Origin of the sequence: Microbacterium sp. NPDC080220, from assembly GCF_040686395.1 — a bacterium.
GTDB classification, from domain to species: domain Bacteria; phylum Actinomycetota; class Actinomycetes; order Actinomycetales; family Microbacteriaceae; genus Microbacterium; species Microbacterium gawkjiense.
The window spans coordinates 21756-43161 of sequence record NZ_JBFBOP010000002.1 but is presented as its reverse complement, the minus strand read 5'-3'; the positions used below and the strand labels follow the sequence as shown (position 1 = coordinate 43161).

Genomic DNA, 21406 nt, shown 5'->3' with positions numbered 1-21406 from the left:
GAAGCGCGCCACCTTAGCTCAGACGGCAGAGCGATTCACTCGTAATGAATAGGTCAAGGGTTCGATTCCCTTAGGTGGCTCCAGAACAGAGGACACACGGGTGACACAGGCCCTCGATGCGATTCTCGAGATCTTCTCGTGGGTGGGCTTCGGGGCTGCGGTCGTCTTCGGGATCGCCGCCCTCGTCGTCTGGGCGTCCGACGGCAGTTGGCTCCCCGCGGACGCGTACCTCGACGAGGACGGTCGCACCCTGCGGTGGCTCGACGACGCCGGCGAGGTGAACGCCGCAGAGCTGTCTGCTCACGACCGCGATCACCTCGGGGCAGGCGGCACGGCGCGCATCTGGTATCGCCACGGATGGCGCGATCGCATGCGGTTCACGAGGCGTCCGCCCGTCCTGCGACTGCTGGTGGGGCTGGCGGTCGGCGGCGGTGCGCTGGGCGTCGTGACGGTGCTCGCCTCGGTGATCGTCTTCTTCCTGCGATCCTAAGATTGTTGCAAAAGCGTATATCTAGATAAGCTAGGTATATGTCCTCCGCATCGACATCCTCACGCTGGCTGCGCATCGCGCTTCCGCTCGTCCTCGTGGTCATCTGGCTCGCCGGGGGATCCATCGGCGGGCCCTATTTCGGCAAGGTCGAGGAGGTCTCGACGAACGATCAGTCGAGCTTCCTGCCGCAGAGCGCCGAGTCGACGCAGGTGCAGGAGCGCCTCGACGACTTCCTCGGCGGCGACGCGATCCCGGCGCTCGTCGTCTTCGAGGGCACCGGCAGTCTCGACGCCGCCGACCTCGAGGGCGTGCAGACCGTCGCCGACGAGGTCGGTGCACTCGAGGGCGTCCTCGAGGTCTCGCCCGCCATCCCGTCCGAGGACGGCGAAGCGGCGCAGGTGGTGGTCTCCATCGATGCCTCGGCGGAGGTCACCGACATCGTCGGCGAGGTGCGCGAACTCGTCGCGGCGGACGCTCCCGACTCCCTGCAGGCGTGGGTCACGGGTCCCGCCGGCTTCACCGCCGACCTCGCGACCGGCTTCACCGGCATCGACGGCCTGCTGCTGCTCGTCGCGCTCGGCGCCGTGTTCGTCATCCTCGTGGTCGTGTACCGGTCGCCGCTGCTGCCGATCCTCGTGCTGCTGACCTCGGTGTTCGCGCTCTGCGTCGCCCTGCTGAGCGTGTGGTGGCTCGCGAAGGCGGGGATCGTCGTCCTCAACGGTCAGGTGCAGGGCATCCTCTTCATCCTCGTCATCGGCGCCGCGACCGACTACGCCCTGCTCTACGTCGCGCGCTTCCGGGAGGCGATCGGGGAGGGCCGCCGGAGATGGGATGCCGCGACCGCCGCCTGGAAGGGGTCGATCGAACCCATCCTCGCCTCGGGCGGCACGGTCATCGCGGGCCTGCTCTGCCTGCTGCTCAGCGACCTCGCGAGCAACCGCGCCCTCGGCCCCATCGCCTCGATCGGCATCGCCTTTGCGATGCTGTCGGCGCTGACCTTCCTGCCCGCGCTCCTCGCGCTTGTCGGGCGCGCGGCCTTCTGGCCGTTCATCCCGAAGACCGGCATGGCGGAGCTCCCCGCCGACCTGACGCAGCCCACCCGCGGGCTGTGGGCGAAGCTCGCACGGTTCGTGGCGCGCCGCGCGCGGGTCGTCTGGATCCTCTCGACGGTCGTGCTGCTGGCGGCATCCGTCGGTGTCACCCAGCTGAAGGCGGACGGCGTCCCCGCCAGCGAACTCGTGCTGGGGGAGTCCCCAGCGCGGGACGGCGGGGTCGTGCTCGCCGAGCACTTCCCGGCGGGGTCGGGCAGCCCGCTCTACGTCATCGTGTCCGAGGGCGACGCCCCCGAGGCGGCCGAGCTCGTCGCCGGTCAGGACGGGGTCGACTCCGTCGGTGTGGTGGCCGCTGACACGCCCTCGGGGCAGGCCGCCGTCAGCGTCGAGGGCGGCGAACTCGTCCTGGCGCCGCAGGGTCCTCCCGGGACGCCGGCCCCCGAGCCGACCGTGGACGGCGGCGACGTCATGCTCGTGGCCACCCTCTCGGACGCGGCGGACTCTCTCGAGGCCGAGCAGACGGTGCGCGACCTGCGAGCCTCCCTCGCCGACGCGCCGTTCGAGGGGATCGTCGGCGGCACCACCGCCGTCGACCTCGACACCAACGACACCTCGATCCGCGACCGGACGGTGATCATCCCCGTCATCCTCGTCGTCGTGCTGCTGATCCTCATGCTGCTGCTGCGCTCGGTGCTCGCGCCGGTGCTGCTGATCCTGAGCGTCATCGTGTCGTTCGCGGCGGCGCTCGGCGTGAGCGCGCTCGTCTTCAACGACGTGTTCGGGTTCCCGGGCGGCGATCCCGCCGTGCCGCTCTACGGCTTCGTCTTCCTTGTCGCCCTCGGCATCGACTACAACATCTTCCTCATGTCGCGCGTGCGCGAGGAATCGCTGGCGCACGGGACGCGTCGCGGCATCCTCCGCGGACTCGTCGCGACGGGCGGGGTGATCACCTCGGCGGGCCTCGTGCTGGCGGCGACGTTCGCGGCGCTCGGCGTGATCCAGATCCTCTTCCTCGTCCAGCTCGCCTTCATCGTCGCCTTCGGCGTGCTGCTCGACACGTTCATCGTGCGCTCGCTGCTCGTGCCGGCCCTCGCGTACGACATCGGCCGGAAGATCTGGTGGCCCTCCAAGCTGTCCCGTGTCGATGCAGAGGACGCTTCGGCGGACGCCGCACCCGAGGAGATGACGCGCGCCGAGTACCGCCGCACGCTCGACGCGTGAGGGGCGCCGTCAGTCGACCGAGCGACGTTGGGCGACGAGCGCGGCGACGAGGCGCCATCCCACCAGCAACAGGAGCAGAACGGATGCCGCGACGATGACGAAGGCGACCTGCACGCCCTGACCGGAGAGGGCGCGCAGGATCATGCCGCCGACGACGGTGACCGCCCACACCGGGATGCCGGTGCGCACCACCGCGAGCGGGGCGCGCCAGGCGAGGGCCACCAGCCAGCCGGCCACGAGGGCGGCGACGAAGGGCCCCGCCGTCGTCGCGAGACCCGTGAACGGCGCCTCGGAGTGGCTGGCCCGTCCGATCGCGGCGAAGACCGTCACCAGCACGACGTCGAGGCCGAGGGCGGCGAGGATGCCTGCGGTCGAGCGGCGGTCGCGGACGGGGACGGTCATGCCGCCAGCGTAGCCGCGCCGCCCGCGACACGGAGATGACCGCCGGCCCCGCGCCGTCGTACCCTCGTCACATGACCCGAGCGCTGTTCATCGTCGATGTGCAGAACGATTTCACCGAGGGCGGGGCCCTGGGCGTCGACGGAGGGGATGCGGTCGCCGCAGCCATCACGTCGCACCTGAGAGCCCACGCCGCCGACTACGACCTCATCGTCGCCTCGCGCGACTGGCACGACGGCGACGGCGACAACGGCGGGCACTTCGCCGCCGAGCCCGACTTCGTCGACTCGTGGCCCGTGCACTGCGTCGCGGGCACCCCGGGCGCGGATTACGACCCCGGCCTCGACACGAGCGCGGTCACGCACCACGTCAAGAAGGGGCAGGGCCAGCCCGCCTACTCGCTGTTCGAAGGCGTGACGGATGCCGGTGAGACGGTCGCCGACCTGCTGACGGCGCACGGCGTGGTCGACGTCGACGTCACCGGGATCGCGACGGATCACTGCGTCCGAGCATCCGCCCTCGACGCGATCGCGCACGGTCGACGTGTCCGCATCCTCACCGACCTCATCGCCGGCGTCGCACCCGCCCCCAGCGAAGCCGCGCTCGCCGAACTCGCGCACGCCGGTGCCGAGCTCGCCTCGTCGACGGGCGACCGGGACGAGAGCGGCCGGTGAGCCGCCAGGCGCCCGCGGGCTGGTACCCCGATCCGGGCGAGCCGGATCAGTTGCGGTGGTGGGACGGCACCGAGTGGGCGACCGACACGGTCGCTCCGCGCACGTCCGTCGCGGTCGACGACCCGGAGCCCGCCGCTGCCCCGGCTCCCGCGCCGGTGCCCGCCCCGGCACCCGGCGCCGCGCGCGCCAGCACCGTCTGGATCTGGGCGGCGATCGCGGCATCCGTCCTGCCGCTCTACACGGGGGCGTTCCTCGACATGGAGGCGGTCGCGCGCTTGTTCGGTGAGGCGTCCGCCGCGCTGACGCCGGCGGGGTGGATCGTCGCTGGCCTCAGCCTGCTGGTCGTCGTCGACCTCGTCCTCGTCGCCCTGGCGGTGCTGTTCGCGCGCCTCGACCAGCGCGCCCTGCGGCGTCGCGGTATCCCGTCGCCCTTCGGCTGGGGATGGGCCGCGCTCGCCTTCGTCGCCACCCTGGGCGTCTACGTCGCGGGTCGCACATTCGTCGTGCACCGCGAGACGGGGCGCGGGCTCGCTCCGTTCTGGGGCTGGCTCGTCGCGACCGCCGTCGGCCTGGTCGTCTTCGCCGTCTGGATCACCCTGTTCTCGGACGCGGCGTGGGAGGCGGTCACCACCGCACGGTGACCCCTGCGGCGATCTTCACGCGATGGTCATCTGCGGTTCATCGCGCCGGCGCGGCCCCGCCTCAGCATGGGGGGATGACCGGTCACCGCGTGCTCTCGCTGTACGAAGGCCTCTTCTCGGGTGGCGCCCGCGTGCTCCACACGAACGTCGTGACGTCGCTCCACCAGGACGGTTCGCACGAGCATGCCGTGCTGTCGATCGCGTCGCGCGCCCGGCGCGAGGGCGCCGTGCAGCACGTCGCCGACGACCCGCGGTACCGGTGGCTGCGCGACGCCGGTGTCGACGTCACCGATCTGGGGCGCGAGGCCGGCGCCATGCCGCCCGAACCCGAGAGCTTCACCGACGCGGAGCTCGAGGTCGCCGCCGCGGCCGTCCGACGCGCCGACGTGATCCTCACCCTCAAGGAGCAGCCGCTCGGCCTCCTCCTCGCCCTCGAGTCCCGCGGCCTCCTCCCCGACGTGCCGATCGCCGCGTGCCTGCACCGCTCTGACCCGACGCACTCGGGCGCCGCGGCGCGCTGGATGGGGGAGCTGGCGGCATCTGGTCGGCTCACCACGACCATCTCGTGCGCGGAATCCACGAGCGACGCCTACGCGCGCTACACGCCGCCGTCCGTCGAGCGCGTCGTGATCCCGAACGGGATCGACCTGACGCGGTACCGTCCCAAGCCGTACGAGCGGATGCCGCTGCGCGCCCACCTCGGGATCGTCCCGACCGCGCCGATCGTCCTGTTCGCGGCGCGTTTCGACGCGATGAAGGACCCCGGGCTGTTCCTGCGGGCGGTCGCCGCGCACGCGGCGCGCGACACCCGCACGCAGTACGTCCTGTGCGGCGCCGGCATGACGGTCGACGACCCCGCGCTCACCGCTGCGATCGCCGAGGCGGGTGCTCCCGTCGAGCGGATCCATCGTCTCGGCATCCGCGACGACATGCCGCGCCTGTACCGCGGGGCCGACATCGTGGCCCTCACAAGCGCGTTCGGCGAGGCGTCGCCCCTCTGCCTCATCGAGGGAGCGGCGAGCGGGGCGACCCCGGTGACGACGGCGGTCGGCGACGCCGCGCAGGTCGTCGCGGGCATCGGGCTCGTCACGCCGCACGACCCCGACGCGATCGCCGCCGCCTGGGCGAAGGTCATCGCCCGCCGGCCGGACTACCGCGCCGCGGCCCTCGCTGCCCGCCCTCGACTGGGCGCGGATCGCATGCTCGACTCCTACCGCGGGGTCATCGACGGACTGGCCGAACGCCGCGAGGCGGCTGCCTGACCCGGCGCCGTCACACATCGTCGGCGGGGTGTCAACCGGCATCCGCTCGCTCCGCGCCCCGGGAAGACTCGGGTCATGCCCCCTCACGACGACGCCGCTCCCGGTCAGGATCTGCGCAGCTACGCGCCGATCGGTGACGGCCGCACGGTCGCGCTCATCGGGCTGCGCGGTCAGATCGATTGGATGCCGCTGCCCGGCATCGACGACCTGCCGATCTTCGGGCGACTGCTCGACGACGACGCCGGCGGGTGCATCGAGCTCGAACCGGTGGAGGAGTACGACGTGCGTCGCCGCTACCTGCCGCGGACCAACGTCCTCGTGACGACCTTCCGCACCGCGTCGGGGACGGCGACCGTGACCGACGCGCTCGTGACGGGGGTCGCAGGGCGCCTGCCGTGGGCGGAGCTCGCCCGCCGCGTCGACGGGGTGGAGGGCGAGGTGGCGTTCCGCTGGCGGGTGCAGCCGGGCACGTCGCTGAAGACTGCCGCACCGTGGCACGACCGAGCGAACGGCCGCAGCATCCTGCGTTCGGGACTCACGACGATCGGCGTGACCGGCCGCGACTACGGGCCGGAACCCGCGGCATCCGCCGACGGCATCGCGACGGGACTCGCGGGCGGCTTCACGGCCACCAAGGGCAGCCGGCACCTGCTCATCGTCGTCGGCACGCACGACGAGCCGATCCACTTCCCCGACCCCGACAACGTCGACCGCGGCATCGACCGCACCATCGAGGCCTGGCGCGCCTGGTCGCGCGAGTTCTCGTACGACGGTCCGTGGGCGACCCACGTGCAGCGGAGCGCGCTCATGCTGAAGCTCCTCATCCACAGCCCGACCGGTGCGATCGCGGCGGCCGCGACGACGTCGCTCCCCGAGAACCTCGCCGGGGGCAAGAACTGGGATTACCGCCTCGCCTGGGTGCGCGACCTCGCGTACACGCTCGACGCCCTCGTCGGGTTCGGACTGCGCGAAGAGACGCACGCCGCCATCTCGTGGCTGCTGCGGACGATCCGCCGGCACGGGCCGGAGCTGCACGTCATGTACACCCTCGACGGCGAGCTCGACGGCCACGTCACCGAGTACGACGTGCCCGGGTGGCGCGGGATCGGCCCGGTCGTGACCGGCAACCCCGCCCGCGAGCAGGTGCAGCTGGGCGTCTACGGCGACCTGTTCGCGATCTGCCGGGCCTACGTCGAGGCGGGGAACGCCCTCGACGTCGAGACCGGACGCATGCTGTCGATGTACGCCGACAAGGTGTGCGATTCGTGGCGGAACCCCGACTCGGGCATGTGGGAGCTGCCCGAGGAGCGGCACTACGTCTCGTCGAAGATGGGATGCTGGCAGGCGCTCAACGACGCAGTGCGGCTCGCCGAGCTCGAGCAGATCCCGGGCAGCAGCGAGCGGTGGGCGGCGGAGGCGGAGCTCGTGCGTGACTGGGTCGACGAGCACGGCTGGTCGGAGTCCCGCGGCGCGTATGTCATGGCCCAGGGCAGCCGCGACCTCGACGCCTCCGTCCTGCTGCATTCGCTGAGCGGCTTCGACCGCGGTGAGCGGATGTCGCGCACGATCGACGCGCTCTCGGGAGAGCTCGGCGAGGGGCCGCACCTCTTCCGCTACACGGGCATGCGCGAGGAGGAGGCGACCTTCGTCGCGTGCGGCTTCTGGCGCGCCGCCGCGCTCGTGTGCGTCGGCCGTCACGACGAAGGCATCGCCGCGATGAACGAGCTCGTCGCCTCGGGCAACGACGTCGGCATGTTCGCCGAGATGATCGACCCCGACGACGGCGCGTTCCTCGGCAACCTGCCGCAGGCGCTCAGCCACCTGGCGCTCATCCGCGCAGCCCTGACGATCCGCGAGCTGGTCGGCGACGACGCCGACGGCCGCTGACGACCCCCTGACCACCACCAAGAAGAAGGAGAGCACGATGGCACGCGACCAGTACACGTTCACGAATCCGGTGGAGCTCTACTCCGAGATCGAACCCCGCAAGGGCCACCAGGAGGAGCCCGGCCTCGACGCCGACCTCGCCCCGAAGGCCGACCTCGGCGAGGACACCTACCGCGGCACGGGCCGGTTGACGGGGCGCAAGGCCCTCATCACCGGCGGCGACTCGGGCATCGGTGCGGCGACGGCGATCGCGTTCGCGCGCGAGGGCGCCGACGTCGCTCTGTCGTACCTGCCCGAAGAGGAGGAGGACGCGCAGCGGATCGCCGGCATCCTCCGCGAGGCCGGGGCCACCGTTCTGACCCTGCCGGGCGACCTCAAGGACAAGGAGTACTGCGTCGGCCTCGTCGCGCAGACGGTCGAGGGGCTCGGCGGTCTCGACATCCTCGTCAACAACGGCGGCAAGCAGATCTACAGCGAGGACATCACGGAGCTTCCCGACGAGCAGTTCGACCACACGTTCACGACGAACGTCGACGCGATGTTCTGGATCACGAAGGCGGCGGTGCCCCACCTCCCCGCGGGATCGACGATCATCAACACGACGTCGATCCAGGCGTACTCGCCGTCCGAGACGCTCGTCGACTACGCCTCGACGAAGGCGACGATCAACGCGTTCACGAAGGCGCTCGCCCAGCAGCTCGCGCCCAAGGGTATCCGCGTCAACGCGGTCGCTCCGGGACCGATCTGGACGCCGCTGCAGGTCACGGACGGCCAGCCGCCCGAGAAGCTCGAGCAGTTCGGCGAGGACACCCCGCTCGGTCGCATGGGACAGCCCGCGGAGCTCGCCCCGGCGTACGTGTTCCTGGCGTCGCCGGAGTCGAGCTACGTGCTCGGCGAGACCCTCAACGTCAACGGCGGGATGCCGACGCCCTGACGATCGCATGACGAAGGCCCCGCCGCATCGAGCGCGCGGGGCCTTTGTCATGCCGCGTCAGGCGTCGACGAGCTCCTCCTCCGCCGTCGCGGCCCGCTTCTCGTGCCGATGTTCGTGCTCGTCGCGAACATGGGCCTCGTCAACACGTATCCGGCGCACATCTTGCCGTTCCTCGCGGGACCGCTCGGCGTGTTCCTCATGCGGCAGTTCAACATGGGCGTGCCGGACGCGCTGATCGAGGCGGCGCGCATCGACGGGGCGGGGGAGTGGCGCATCTTCCTGCGCGTCGTCCTGCCGCAGTGCGGCCCGCCGATCGCCACGCTCGCGATCCTCACCTTCCTCGGCTCGTGGAACAACTTCCTCTGGCCGCTCGTGGTGGCCCAGACCGAGCAGATGTACACCCTGCCGGTGGCGCTGTCGCTCTACTCGGTTGGGTCGAACGGCACGTACTACGGGTTGCTGATGGCGGGGTCGGTCCTCGTCGTGACACCGATCCTGCTCCTGTTCCTGTTCCTGCAGCGCTACTTCGTGCAGGGCATCGCGATGACCGGACTGAAGTAGGTCGCCCGGCGGCGCCGGGGTGCGGTCGGCTCGTCGTAACGGCGGCGATCCGCGTTCCAGCGGTCGAACCGACGCCGAATGTCCGCTGGAGCGCGGATTCCCGCTGAAGCGCGGGGCACGGGACGCGAGCGAGGGGCGGGTGACACCACGCACCCGCCCCCCGCTGTTCCGTCGTGTCAGCGGATCTCGAACGAGACCGCCCGCAGCACCTCGTCGCGGGACGACGGCCCGATGAGGAGTTCGAACTCCCCGGGTTCCACGATGCGGCGGCCGGCCGCATCCACGATCGTGCAGTCGGACGCCGGCAGCTCGATCTCGACCGTCGCCGCAGCCCCCGCGGCGAGGTCGACGTGGCGGTACGTCTTCAGCTCCTTGTCGGCCCAGCTGACCGAGGTCACGGTGTCGCGCACGTAGACCTGGACGACCTCGTGCGCGGGGCGCGTGCCGGTGTTGCGGACGGTCACGCGGGCGCGGACGGTGTCCCCGGCGGAGACCACGGGCGTCAGGATCTCGGGCTCGTCGTACTCGACGGTCGTGTACGAGAGGCCGTCGCCGAACGCGAACGCCGGTTCCTGGGTGAGGTCGGCGTAGCGGTCGCCGTGCTGGCCGCGGATCTGGTTGTAGTACGTCGGCTGCTGGCCGGCGTGACGGGCGAACGAGATCGGCAGGCGTCCGGCGGGTTCGATCTCGCCGAGCAGCAACTCGGCGATCGCGCGACCGCCCTGCATGCCGGGGTTCGCGACCCAGACGACGGATGCCTCGCGCACCGACGCCGGCAGGACGAGCGGCTTCGACGCCATGAGCACGACGACGAGCGGCGTGCCCGTCGCCGCGAGGGCGTCGAGGAGTGCGCGCTGCCCGCCGATGAGCTCGAGGGTCGCGGTCGACCGGCCCTCGCCGACGAGCTCGATCCGGTCGCCGACGACGGCGACGACGACGTCGGAGCGCTCGGCGAGGGCGACCGCCTCGGCGATCCGCTCCTCGTCGGGGTCGCTCGGGACGACGATGGGCGGGCGCGGCTGCCCGTCGGGGAACGTGCCGGCGGGGTCGTCGGTCAGGCGCAGGATGTCGGCGCCCCGCGCGTACTCGACCGCCCCGCCCGAGCGCTCGCGCAGCCCGTCGAGGACCGTCGTGATCTGGGCACGCGGGTGGCCGTCCGGCATCCAATCGACCTGTCCGGAGGACCCCGCCCAGTCGCCCAGCTGGGTCTGCGCGTCATCGGCGAGGGGGCCGACGACGGCGATCCGGCGGGTGCCGGCGGCCAGCGGCAGGGTGCCGTCGTTGCGCAGCAGCACGAGCGAGCGGCGGGTCACCTCGAGGTTGAGGTCGGTGTGGGCGCTGCGGGCGACGACCGCGGCGATGCGCTCGCGGTCGGGGAGGCGCGGGTTCTCGAACAGACCGAAACGGAACTTGAGCGACAGGATGCGCGCGACGGCCTGATCGATGTCGGCCTCGGTCAGCATCCCGCGTTCGACGGCCTCGAGCGCGCCGGAGAAGAACCCGGGCGTGGTCATGACCATGTCGTTGCCGGCCTTCACGGCGGCGGCCGCGGCGTGGACGAAGTCGGGCTGCACCTTCTGCTCCCACACCATGCGGCCGACGTTGTCCCAGTCGGTGATGAGGGTGCCGGTGTAGCCCCACTCGCCGCGGAGGACGTCGCTCAGCAGCCAGTCGTTGACGGTGATGGGCACGCCGTCGGTGGTCTGGTAGCCGAGCATGAAGGTGCGGCATCCCTCCTTCGCGACGCGTTCGAACGGCGGCAGGAACCACGAGCGCAGCTTGCGGCGCGAGATGTCGGCCTCGCTCGCGTCGCGCCCGCCCTGGGTCTCGGAGTACCCGGCGAAGTGCTTCGCCGTCGCGAGGATCGCGTCGGGATCGTCGAGGCCGTCGCCCTGGTACCCGCGCACCATCGCCGAGGCGAGCTCGCCGATGAGGAACGGATCCTCGCCGAACGTCTCGTTCACACGGCCCCAGCGCAGGTCGCGCGCGATGCAGAGGACGGGCGAGAAGGTCCAGTGGATGCCGGTGGCCGCCACCTCTGCGGCGGTCGCCTTCGCGACCTGCTCGACGAGCTCGGGGTCCCACGTCGAGGCCATCCCGAGCTGCGTCGGGAAGATGGTCGCCCCCTCCCAGAAGGAGTGTCCGTGGATGCAGTCCTCGGCCACCAGCAGCGGGATCCGCAGGCGCGTCTGCGCCGTGAGCTCGGCGGCGCGGAGCACCTTCTCGGGCGACGTGTGCAGGATCGAGCCGGCGTGGCGCTCGTGCACGATGTGCTCGAGGTCCTCGCGGGCGTCGAACTGCATCATCTGCCCGACCTTCTCGGGGAGCGTCATGCGCCCGAGGAGGTCGGCGACCCGCTCCTCGACGGTCCGTGCGGGGTCGAGGTAGGGGGCGGTGGGCAGGTCGACGACGGTCATGCGGTGCTGTCCTTCGAGGCGGTGCGGCGCGTCGAGGCGGGTGCGCGGACGACCGTGACGGCGTCGTTGACGTCGAGCCCCTTCTTCTTCATGGCGCGGGCGCGCTCACCGGCCGAGCGCAGACGGGGGTTCACGTACTCGTCGATGCCGAAGTTGATGAGCGAGAGCGCGACGCCGATCGCGGCGATGCACAGGCCCGGAGGCAGGTACCACCACCACTGGTTCTGCCGGAACGCGCCCTGCGCGCTGGCCCAGTTGAGGATCGTGCCCCAGTTGTAGGTGTTGACCGGGATGACGCCGATGTACGAGAGCGTCGTGAGGCCGAGGATCGCGGCGGTCACGGTGCCGACGAAGCTCGCGGCGATGAGTGCCATGAGGTTCGGGAGCATCTCGACGGCGATGATGCGGCGCAGGGGTTCGCCGTTGGCGCGAGCCGCCTGGATGAAGTCGCGGTTGCGCAGCGACATCGTCTGGGCGCGCAGGACGCGGGCGCCCCACGCCCAGCCGGTGATGCCGAGGACCGCCGCGATGAGCACGAGCGGCGGCTGCTCGAACATCGAGGCGACGATGATGATGAGCGGGAGCCCCGGGATGACGAGGAACACGTTCGTCAGGGCCGACAACCCCTCGCTCTTCCAGCCGCGGACGTAACCCGAGACGACACCGACGACGATCGCGATGATCGTCGCGATGATCGCGGCGAGGAAGCCGACGACGATGACGCCGCGGGTGCCGTGGATGACCTGGCTGAGGACGTCCTCGCCGATGTGGGTCGTGCCGAGCCAGTGCTCGGCGGACGGCGGCTGGAACCGCGCGGTGTTGTCGACCTGTGTCGGCGAGAACGGTGCGAGGACGTCGGCGAAGATCGCGATGAGGACGAAGAAGCCGAGGATCGCGAGACCCGTGATCGACTTCGCGTTGCGGAACATCGCGAACGCCGAGCGCAGGCGGGCGCCGAAGGTGTTCGGCGTGGGGTCCTCGGTACGGGCCATCCGGATGGTGGCGGTCGTGGTCATGTCAGGCCTCCGTCTGGCGGGTGCGCGGGTCGAGGAACGCGTAGGCGATGTCGGCGAGGATGTTCGCGACGAGCACCGAGAGCGTGATCACGAGGAAGACGCCCTGCATGAGCGCGTAGTCCTTCGCGTTGGTGGCGTCCAGCAGCAGCTTGCCCACGCCGGGGTAGCTGAAGACCATCTCCATGACGATCGTGCCGCCGACGATGAAGCCGATCGACAGTGCGAAGCTCTGGATCTGGGGGAGCACCGCGTTGCGGGCGGCGTAGCGCCAGAGGACGCGCGAGTTCGGCATCCCCTTGGCCTGCGCGACCGTGATGTAGTCCTCGTCGAGGACCGTCAGCATCATGTTGCGCATGCCGAGCATCCAGCCGCCGAGCGAGGCGATGATGATCGTCACCGCCGGGAGCGTGCCGTGGTGGATCACCTGCCCGATGAACTCGGGGGTGAACTCGGGCGAGACTCCGACGCCGTACGCCTTGCCGATGGGGAACCACTTCAGGTTGACCGAGAAGAGCGCGATGGCGAGCAGGCCCAGCCAGAAGTACGGGATGGTGCTGAGGAACGTCGTGATCGGAATCATCACCTCGGCGCGGCTGCCGCGACGCCATCCGATGATGGCGCCGCCGATCGTGCCGATGAGGAACGAGACGATCGTGGCGAAGCCCACGAGACCGACCGTCCATGGCAGGGACTGCCCGATGACCTCGGTGACGGGGCGCAGGCCGTGCAGCAGCGAGACCCCGAGGTCGCCGCGCAGCATGAGGCCCCAGTAGTCGAGGTACTGCTGCCACAGGGACTTGTCGGTGTCGATGCCGAGCAAGGCGCGCAGGGCGTCGGCCGCCTCGGGGGTGACGTTGCGGTTGCGGGCGAGGTACTGGTCGACCGCGTCGCCTTTCATGAAGCGGGGCAGGAAGAAGTTGATCGTGATCGCGGCCCACAGCGTGAATAGATAGAAGAGCGCGCGGCTGCCGAGGAAGCGCCACGGGATGCGGGAGCGTCCCTTGACGGCGGTCGTGGCGGTCGTGCCGACCTCGAGCGCGTCGGACGTCTCGACGGGCAGCTGGGGTTCGACGGCGGTCATCGGGCACCTCCGGAGAAGCCGGGAGTCGACGCGAAGTGGCTCTCGGGGTCGGGCGAGGCAGCGCGGAGCTCCTGCGTGTAGGGGTTCTGCGGGCGCAGGATGACGTCGTCCGCGGTGCCGCTCTCGACGACGCGGCCCTGGTTGAGGACGAGGATCTCGTCGCTGAAGTGCCGCGCGGTCGCGAGGTCGTGCGTGATGTAGAGCACGCCGAGGCCCTCTTCGCGCTGCAGGTCGGCGAGGAGGTTCAGCACGCCCATGCGGATCGAGACGTCGAGCATCGAGACCGGCTCGTCGGCGACGAGCAGGCGGGGGCGGGATGCCAGGGCCCGGGCGATCGCGACGCGTTGCCGCTGTCCGCCCGAGAGCTCGTGCGGGCGACGGTCGATGACCGAATCGGGGTCGAGGCGGACGCGCTCCAGGAGCCGGCGGACCTCGTCCTCGACCTCGCGCTTCGGGACCACGTTGTCCAGGCGCAGCGGGCGCTCGACGTGGTGGCGGATCGAGTGATACGGGTTCAGCGAGGCGAACGGGTCCTGGAAGACCATCCGCAGCTGCTGGCGGTAGGCGCGCAGGCCCTTGCCGCGCCGGGGGATGGGGGTGCCGTCGAGGCGCACCTCGCCGCTCGTCGGGGTCTCGAGCTGCGTGAGGATCTTCGCGATCGTCGACTTGCCGCTGCCGGACTGACCGACGAGGCCGATGGTCTGCCCGGACGTCAGCGTGAACGAGACGTCGTCGAGGGCCCTCATCTGGCCGGCGCCGCGCACGTGGTACACCTTCGTGACGCCGTCGAATTCGAGTGTGGTCATCGGACGACGACCCCCCTTTCACCGGTCAGTCGCGGGAACGAGGACAGCAGGGTGCGCGTGTACTCGTGCTGCGGGGCGTTCCAGATGCGCTCGGCGGTGTCGATCTCGACGATCTCGCCCTCGCGCATGATGGCGATGCGGTCGCTGATCTCGAGGAGCAGCGGCAGATCGTGGGTGATGAAGATGACGGAAAAGCCGAACTCGTGGCGCAGCTGCGAGATCTGCTTGAGGATCTCGCGCTGCACGAGCACGTCGAGCGCGGTGGTCGGCTCGTCCATGACCATCAGCTGCGGGCGCAGGGCAAGCGCCATGGCGATCATGACGCGCTGGCGCATGCCGCCGGAGAGTTCGTGGGGGAACGAGCGGCTGCGGGCTGCGCCGACCTTCACGATCTCGAGGAGCTCGTTCACCGCGTCGCGCCGGGCGGCGCGGTTCATGTCGGGGCGGTGGACCTCGAAGACGTCGGAGAGCTGCGAGCCGATCGTGGCGACGGGGTTCAGGGCGTTCATCGCGCCCTGGAAGACCATGGAGATCTTGTCCCACCGGAAACGGCGCATCTCCTCCGCGTCGAGGGAGTTGACGTCGATGTCCTCGCCGGACACGTCGCGGAAGGTGACGGATCCGCTCGAGATGACGGCGGGCGCCTTGAGCAGGCGCTGCACACCGTAGGCGAGGGTCGTCTTGCCGCATCCGCTCTCGCCGGCGAGCCCGAGGATCTCGCCGCGGCGCAGTTCCAGGCTGACGTTCTTGACGGCTTCGACCGGGGGGTCGACGTCGTAGACGACGGAGAAGTCGTCGACGGACAGTAACGAATCGCGCATCGGTGCGTGCTCGCTTTCGTGGGGGTGGCAGGGGTGGAGGGGCGGATGCCGCCGGGCCAGCGGCATCCGCCCCGTCACTCGGTCGGGTTACTCTTTGGGCTTCAGCTTCGTCAGGATCTGAACGACACCGGCCTGCGTCGGGTCACCCGCGGCGTACTGGTCGTCCTCCGACGGCCAGCCGACGTAGTTGCGCGTGTTGAACTCGCCGAGGAGCGGGTGCGCGCCCAGCGGGATGGCGGGGACGTTCTCGACGAACGCCTTCTGCAGCACGGCGCTGGCGCCCGCGCGGTCCTCGTCGGAGCTCGCGTTGGCGTACGTGTTCAGCGCCTCGGTCACCTTCGGGTCGTCGAAGCGGCCGAAGTTGAACGACGCCTTGTCGTCGACGATCCACTTCGGGTCCATCGTCGACGTGTACAGGCCGTACGCGTTGCCGGTGTCCTCGAGCCAGTGGATGATCGCGTCGAAGTCGCCTTCCTGGCGGGCGGCGTCCCAGCCGCCCCAGTCGGGCTGGTCGACGTTGACCTTGATGCCGAGCGCCTTGTCGAGCTCCTCGGAGATGAGGGCCTGTTCGGTGTTCCAGTCGCTCCAGCCGGCGGGGACGGAGATCGAGAACTCGACGGCCTCACCGTCGGGGTCGGTCAGCGCGCCGCTGTTCCAGGTGTAGCCGGCGTCCTCGAGGACGTCCTTCGCCTTGTCGACGTCGACCGAGTAGTTGTCATCCTTGTACTCGTCGATGATCTCGCTCTCGAGCACGGAGCTGAGACCGGTCTTGTTCCAGATCGCCTCACTCGCGCCTTCGCGGGCGATGTCGACGTAGGCCTGCCGGTCGATCGTCCACGCGAGGGCCTCGCGGAGGGCGGGGTCGTTGAACGGCTTGCGCTGCAGGTTCATGAACAGCGTGCCGGCGCCCGGGGTCGGGGACACGAGGAACACATTGTCCGGGTCCGCGTCAAGGTAGCTCTGCTGGATCTGCGGGATGAACGCCTGCTCCCAGTCGGCGTCGCCGGTCGCCAGCGCGGTCGTGAGGGCCGCGTTGTCGCCGTAGGAGACGTAGTTGAGCTGCGGCACGGCGAGGTCGCCGCCCCAGTAGTCGGGGTTGGCGGTCAGCGAGACGGACTCGGTGGACCAGTTGGAGAGCACGTACGGTCCGGTGCCGACAGCCTTGCCCTCGTCGGTGAGGGGGTCGGTGTTGGGGTCGGCGATGTCCTTCCAGATGTGCTCCGGCACGATCGGGGTGTGCAGGACGCGGCCCTGGGCGGTGAACTTCGACGTGCCGAAGCTGATCACGACGGTGTCGCCGTCGGCCTTCACGTCGGTGACGCCCAGGGCGCCGGTGTCGGTCAGCTCGCCGCTGAGGTACTGGTTGAACGTGAAAACGATGTCGTCGGCGGTGAAGTCCTCACCGTCGCTCCACTTGACACCGCTGCGGGGCGTGACGGTGAGCTGGGTGTAGTCGTCGTTCCACTCGACCGTCTCCGCGAGCCACGGCGTGGTGCCGAGGTCGCCGGTCGGGTTGACGAGGGCGAGGGGCTCGAAGATGACCTTGCCGTAGCCGTACTTCGACGCGGACGAGTCGCCGAGGTAGGGGTTGTGCGATTCGGTGGTGATCGCGCCGTCGGGCTTCGCGATCGTGAGGGCGGCTCCTGTGCCGTTGCCCCCGGAGTTGTTGTTGGTGTCCCCGCCACCGGCGGCGCAGCCGGTGAGGATGAGTGCCGCGGTGAGACCGGCGGCGGCGAGGGAGGTCTTCAGCCTCATTGCTTCTCCTTCATCTGTGGGTCCCGGCGCCGCATACAGACCTCCGAAGGAGTGCCACTCGGCGCTGAGTGTGATTGCATGGGAAAACTTACAATCAAGTAAGTAAGTTCACAACCTCGGATGATGCGGGCGCCGGGATCTGCGTAAGATCTGATCCGCAGCGGGAAGAAGAAGGCGGATCATGGCCGAAAGTCGGCACCAGACGAAGTCGCGCCCGGCGACGCTCGTCCGTCGTCGGGAGATCCTCGACGCGGCCCAGGAGATCTTCGGGTCCAAGGGCTTCGCGAACGGCACCCTGCAGGACATCGCCGAACAGGTCGGCATGACGCACGCCGGCATCCTGCATCACTTCGGGTCGAAGGATCAGCTGCTCCTCGAAGTGCTCGAGCATCGTGATCAGACGGATGTCGTCGACCTGGACGGCGGGCGGATCCCGGGCGGGATGGAGCTGTTCCGCCACCTCGTGCACACCGCGATGATGAACATGCGCCGGGCGGGGATCGTGCAGGCCTACGCGGTGCTGTCGGCGGAGTCGGTCACCGACGACCACCCCGGGCGGTCGTACTTCGAGCACCGGTACACGGTGCTGCGCAAGGATCTGCGCGAGGCGTTCGAGCGCATCTGCCAGGAGCGCGGCATCACCGAGCCGGGGTCGATCGCGCACGGCTCGGCCGCGATCCTCGCGGTTATGGACGGGCTGCAGATCCAGTGGCTGCTCGACCCGACGGCGGTGGACCTCGGCCGCGCGTCGGAGTTCGCGATCGAGGCGATCGTGGCGGCCGTGGTCGAGCCGCGCAGATCGGTGCTCGCGGACGAGTGATCCGTCAGGGCACGTACACCGTCGACGAGTAGTCGAGGACGACGACGAGCTCGCCGTCGCCGACCGTCCCGAACGCCGAGACGGTGCGCGGGTCGAAGAAGGTCCCAGGCTTCGGGGGGTGTTCCGTCGGCGGGGGTGAGCGTGCGCGAGCAGCCGCCGCTGCCGCATCCGATGGTGTCCGATGACACGGTGACGTCGGCCGGGAGGGCGAGGGCGGATGCCGGGGGCACATCGCCTTCGTCGGCGAGGACCATGAGCCAGGCGACGCGGAGACCGTAGGCGAGGAGAGCGAAAGGATTTCTCGACGAGGTCGCGTCCCCCCCCGGACACTCAGGAGACAACCATGAAGCACATGCTGATCATGCGGGCCGGGCCGAGTTGCTGGCAACAGCGGAGCTGACCGCGAACACGGTGCAGCAGGCGGTGCTGCGCGAAAAGGCGGCGGGGCTCGGCGCGGAGTAGGTCGGCCCGGTCGGGGGCGTGGCACTCGCCTGACGCTCGCACGCGCACGGCGTCTTGGCGCGCCCGATAGTCACATCAGAAAGGTGCGGGTTCCGCTGGTGCGGGTGGTGGTGATGGTGGTGCGGCAGGGGTGAAGGCGACGGCCGGGGTCGGTGCGTCTTCTCTGTAGATCCTGCCGAGGGGTGAAGTCCATTCCAGGACACCACCCTTCAGTTGTCGCACCCTCCAGGCGGTGAACTGTTTCATCGAATGGTGCCGCTGGCACAGGTGCGCGAGGTTGGTGAGTTCGGTTCGTCCGCCGAGCGCATAGTCGCGGGTGTGATCCACTTCGCAGCGGATCGCCGCGACGCGGCAACCCGGGAACCGGCAGTGCTGGTCCCGGGCTTGCAGGAACCGGCGCATCCCGGACGGGACGCGGTACGAGTCGGTCGCGACCGTGACCCCGGTGGTCGGGTCGTGGAACAGGCGCTCCCAGATCTGCGCACCGCCGGCGAGGGTGCGGGCGGTCGCGGGATCGATGGCGGAGCGGCCCGCGAGGTCGCTCGGTCCGTCGTCCTCGCCCGTGAGCGTCGCGGCGGGGATGAGCACTTGTACGCGTGCGCGGATCGCGCCGAGGGGTCCCGCGGTGGTGTCTCGGGTGTCGTCGAGGGCGGGTGTTCCGGCGAGGAGCAGGTCGGCGAGCACGTCCGCGCGGACCTGGTCGATGGAGCGCTGGTCGGTGGCGATGATCGCGGCGGCGTCGTCGTCGCGATCGCCGTCAGTGTCGCCGTCGCTGGCGGCTTCCCCGAACGCGACACCCGCACAGCCGCGCGCAGCGGCACGTTCGTCGCGGGTGTCGATGACTGCTCGCGCTTGCTGCGTGAGCCGGTCGTGGATACCCTCGGCGATCACCGTCGGGACGGTTGCGACGACGTCGGACATCCCGTCTCGCCCCGGCACGATCCGGACGCATCGCGTCGCGGCGGCTTCCTCGTGCCGTTCCGCGAACGAGCGCGGGTGCATCCGGTGGGCGAGGATCTCGAGCTCGCCTCGCACCCGGTTCGGGGTATCGCGTTCGCACCGGCCGATCGCGACCTGCTCGAACTCGGCCCACATCTCCGGCGGGAGGCTCGTCCCGGTCTCGACGATCGCGATCGCGTGGCCCCGAACGATGCGGCCTTGCTCCCATGCCTCGACCGTCGCGGGAAACCCTTCGACGAGGGTTCGTGCTTCACCGATGCGCCGCTGGACGGTCCGGTCGGTCACGCGCATGACTCCGCCGACCTCGGCCGCGATCGATCGCAACGCCATGTCGTGCACCTGGACCCGCGCGTTGCGCTGCGCGGTCTGCGCTTCGGCCAGACGGCCCGCCGTGGCCAGTGCGCGCAGTTCCTCGATCTGCGCCGCAGCGATCCGTCGAGCTGCGGAATCGACGTCCGCGACGACGCCCGCCAGGATGGCGAGATAGTCCTCGCTATCGGGGGTTTCCGCCGCATCCGTCATACCTGCACTCTGCCACTGGCCACCGACATCCACCCCGGCAAAACCGGCCCAAAACACACGGTATGCACATCCCGAAAATGAGAGTCCTCTCATTCTTCGCGAGAGCGGGAGAAGCGACGCAGTCCGCCCCCGACGGCAAGCGCGACTCAAGGTAAAGGCGCCGGAATCGGAGGGAGTCGCCGGATTCGGATGCACCACCCCACGCGATCCGAATCCGACGCACATCTCCGAATCCGCGCGACCTAACCGCCCGCCGCGCACCGCGCCCCCGCGCCTGCCGCCCCGCCGCGCACCTCGCCCCCGCCGCCCCCGCGCGCACCGCCCCCACCTAACCGCCCTCGCGCACACACGCAACCCCGCCGCCGATCCCACCGCTCCCACCTACCGTTGCCCCAAACGAATCGAGCGGAGCGATGCGATGAGGACCTACGACTATCTGATCGTCGGCGGCGGAATGGTGGCGGATGCGGCGGCGCGCGGCATCCGGGAACTGGATCCGGACGGGACGATCGGGATCCTCAGCGCGGACATCGACCCGCCGTACACGCGGCCGGCCCTGTCGAAGAAGCTCTGGACCGACCCGGACTTCACGTGGGACCAGGTTCCGCTCGGCACCGAGGAGGCGACCGGCGCCGAGCTGCGGCTCGAGACGCTCGTCACGTCCATCGATCGCGAAGCGAAGACGGTCTCGATCGGCGAAGGGCACGAGCTCGGCTACCGCCGCCTGCTGCTCGCGACCGGCTCGAAGCCCCGCGAGATCCCGGCGCCGGAGGACGACCGCGTGCTGTTCTTCCGCTCGGCGGACGACTATCGGCGGTTGCGCGAACTCGCGGCGCAGGGCGGTCGCGCCGTTGTGGTCGGCGGCGGCTACATCGGGGCCGAGATCGCGGCCGCGCTCGTGCAGAACGGCGTCGAGACCGAGCTGGTGTTCCCGTCCGAGGTCCTCGGCGACGGCACGTTCCCGCCCGAGCTCGCCCGGCGTTACGAGCAGCTGTTCCGTGACGGAGGGGTCGAGCTCCGCCCGAACGCGCGCGTCGAAGAGGTCCGGACGGAGGGCAACCGCCTGCACGTCGTGCTCGAGGGCGGCGACGAGCGACCGGCGGACATCGTCGTGCTCGGCCTCGGCGTCGACCCCGTGACCGACCTCGCCGAGCAGGCGGGCCTCGTCGTCGATGAGGGCGTCGTCGTCGACGAGCACCTCGTCACGAGCGACGACGCGATCTGGGCCGCGGGCGACATCGCGTCGTACCCCGACCCGATCCTGGGCCGCACACGCGTCGAGCACGTCGACAACGCGAACGAGATGGGCGCCGCGGTCGGTCGCTCGATGGCGGGGGAGCGCCTGCCCTACACGCACACCCCGTACTTCTACTCGGCCGTGTTCGGCGTCCGGTGGGAGGCGGTCGGCACGCTCGATCCCGAGAAGGATCCCCTCGTCGTCGACCTCGACGCGGACCGCACGGTCGTCTACTACCGCGACGAGTCCGGCGCTCCCGTCGGCGTGCTGCTCTGGAACGTCGAGGACGCCCGTGACCTCGCCCGTGCGGTGCTGGTCGACGGTGAGACGGATGCCGAGGCCCTCCGCACCCGCATCGGCTGACATCAGCGCCTGGGTGCGCGTCGAC

17 protein-coding genes, 1 tRNA gene and 1 pseudogene are annotated in these 21406 nt (G+C 70.3%); 11 read left to right on the top strand and 8 right to left on the bottom strand.

Annotated elements, in window-relative coordinates; translation table 11 throughout:
- Positions 1-7: 7 nt before the first annotated feature.
- The 3 genes from AB0P29_RS03765 (at position 8) to AB0P29_RS03755 (ending at position 2763) form a co-directional block, all read left to right on the top strand.
- Positions 8-83: transfer RNA gene (locus AB0P29_RS03765), tRNA-Thr, on the top strand.
- Between the two features lie 17 nt (positions 84-100).
- On the top strand, positions 101-490 hold the full coding sequence (locus AB0P29_RS03760) for a hypothetical protein (RefSeq protein WP_311860057.1): 390 nt from the start codon (positions 101-103) through the stop codon (positions 488-490).
- Positions 491-528: 38 nt separating this feature from the next.
- Positions 529-2763, top strand: coding sequence for an efflux RND transporter permease subunit (locus tag AB0P29_RS03755; protein WP_363378605.1), 2235 nt, complete (start codon positions 529-531; stop codon positions 2761-2763).
- Positions 2764-2772: 9 nt separating this feature from the next.
- On the opposite strand, the gene AB0P29_RS03750 is transcribed toward AB0P29_RS03755, so the two are convergent.
- Entirely contained in the window at positions 2773-3165 is a 393-nt protein-coding gene (locus AB0P29_RS03750; protein WP_363378603.1) for a DUF3054 domain-containing protein, read from the bottom strand.
- A gap of 71 nt (positions 3166-3236) precedes the next feature.
- On the opposite strand from AB0P29_RS03750, the gene AB0P29_RS03745 reads away from it, so the two are divergent.
- From AB0P29_RS03745 to AB0P29_RS03720, 6 genes and pseudogenes are all read left to right on the top strand, one after another.
- Positions 3237-3836 (top strand): isochorismatase family protein, encoded by a 600-nt coding sequence (locus AB0P29_RS03745; RefSeq protein ID WP_311285497.1) that lies wholly within the window; start codon positions 3237-3239, stop codon positions 3834-3836.
- The gene (locus AB0P29_RS03740) at positions 3833-4477 is read left to right on the top strand and encodes a DUF2510 domain-containing protein (protein ID WP_363378600.1); all 645 of its coding nucleotides are present in this window, start codon (positions 3833-3835) and stop codon (positions 4475-4477) included. The genes AB0P29_RS03745 and AB0P29_RS03740 overlap by 4 nt, the downstream gene beginning before the upstream one ends.
- A gap of 74 nt (positions 4478-4551) precedes the next feature.
- The gene (locus AB0P29_RS03735) at positions 4552-5739 is read left to right on the top strand and encodes a glycosyltransferase (RefSeq protein WP_363378598.1); all 1188 of its coding nucleotides are present in this window, start codon (positions 4552-4554) and stop codon (positions 5737-5739) included.
- A 75-nt stretch (positions 5740-5814) separates the two neighbouring features.
- On the top strand, positions 5815-7626 hold the full coding sequence (locus tag AB0P29_RS03730) for a glycoside hydrolase family 15 protein (RefSeq protein WP_363378596.1): 1812 nt from the start codon (positions 5815-5817) through the stop codon (positions 7624-7626).
- 37 nt (positions 7627-7663) lie between these two features.
- On the top strand, positions 7664-8560 hold the full coding sequence (locus AB0P29_RS03725) for an SDR family oxidoreductase (RefSeq protein ID WP_311285501.1): 897 nt from the start codon (positions 7664-7666) through the stop codon (positions 8558-8560).
- Positions 8561-8662: 102 nt separating this feature from the next.
- Positions 8663-9121: pseudogene (locus AB0P29_RS03720) on the top strand (carbohydrate ABC transporter permease); the annotation flags it as partial.
- A 176-nt stretch (positions 9122-9297) separates the two neighbouring features.
- Here AB0P29_RS03720 and AB0P29_RS03715 read toward each other — a convergent pair.
- From AB0P29_RS03715 to AB0P29_RS03690, 6 genes are all read right to left on the bottom strand, one after another.
- Positions 9298-11538 carry a glycoside hydrolase family 3 N-terminal domain-containing protein gene (locus AB0P29_RS03715; protein ID WP_363378594.1) on the bottom strand — a complete coding sequence of 747 codons (2241 nt, stop codon included), beginning with the start codon at positions 11536-11538 and terminating at the stop codon, positions 9298-9300.
- Positions 11535-12554, bottom strand: coding sequence for an ABC transporter permease (locus tag AB0P29_RS03710; protein WP_363378592.1), 1020 nt, complete (start codon positions 12552-12554; stop codon positions 11535-11537). The genes AB0P29_RS03715 and AB0P29_RS03710 overlap by 4 nt, the downstream gene beginning before the upstream one ends.
- A gap of 1 nt (position 12555) precedes the next feature.
- A complete protein-coding gene (locus tag AB0P29_RS03705) occupies positions 12556-13635 on the bottom strand; it encodes an ABC transporter permease (protein WP_363378590.1) in 1080 nt (359 codons plus the stop codon).
- On the bottom strand, positions 13632-14441 hold the full coding sequence (locus AB0P29_RS03700; RefSeq protein ID WP_363378587.1) for an ATP-binding cassette domain-containing protein: 810 nt from the start codon (positions 14439-14441) through the stop codon (positions 13632-13634). Before AB0P29_RS03700 ends, AB0P29_RS03705 begins: the two co-directional genes overlap by 4 nt.
- Positions 14438-15262, bottom strand: a complete 825-nt coding sequence (locus AB0P29_RS03695) for an ABC transporter ATP-binding protein (protein ID WP_363378584.1) — start codon at positions 15260-15262, stop codon at positions 14438-14440. The genes AB0P29_RS03700 and AB0P29_RS03695 overlap by 4 nt, the downstream gene beginning before the upstream one ends.
- A gap of 87 nt (positions 15263-15349) precedes the next feature.
- Positions 15350-17017, bottom strand: coding sequence for an ABC transporter substrate-binding protein (locus AB0P29_RS03690; protein WP_363378582.1), 1668 nt, complete (start codon positions 17015-17017; stop codon positions 15350-15352).
- 181 nt (positions 17018-17198) lie between these two features.
- Here AB0P29_RS03690 and AB0P29_RS03685 point away from each other — a divergent pair, with 181 nt between their 5' ends.
- Positions 17199-17837, top strand: coding sequence for a TetR/AcrR family transcriptional regulator (locus AB0P29_RS03685; protein WP_253035594.1), 639 nt, complete (start codon positions 17199-17201; stop codon positions 17835-17837).
- Positions 17838-18374: 537 nt separating this feature from the next.
- Here the strand turns inward: AB0P29_RS03685 and AB0P29_RS03680 are convergent.
- Positions 18375-19781, bottom strand: a complete 1407-nt coding sequence (locus AB0P29_RS03680; RefSeq protein WP_363378579.1) for a DUF222 domain-containing protein — start codon at positions 19779-19781, stop codon at positions 18375-18377.
- A gap of 418 nt (positions 19782-20199) precedes the next feature.
- On the opposite strand from AB0P29_RS03680, the gene AB0P29_RS03675 reads away from it, so the two are divergent.
- Complete coding sequence (locus AB0P29_RS03675; protein WP_253035597.1) at positions 20200-21381, top strand: FAD/NAD(P)-binding oxidoreductase; 1182 nt, start codon at positions 20200-20202, stop codon at positions 21379-21381.
- Positions 21382-21406 lie beyond the last annotated feature (25 nt).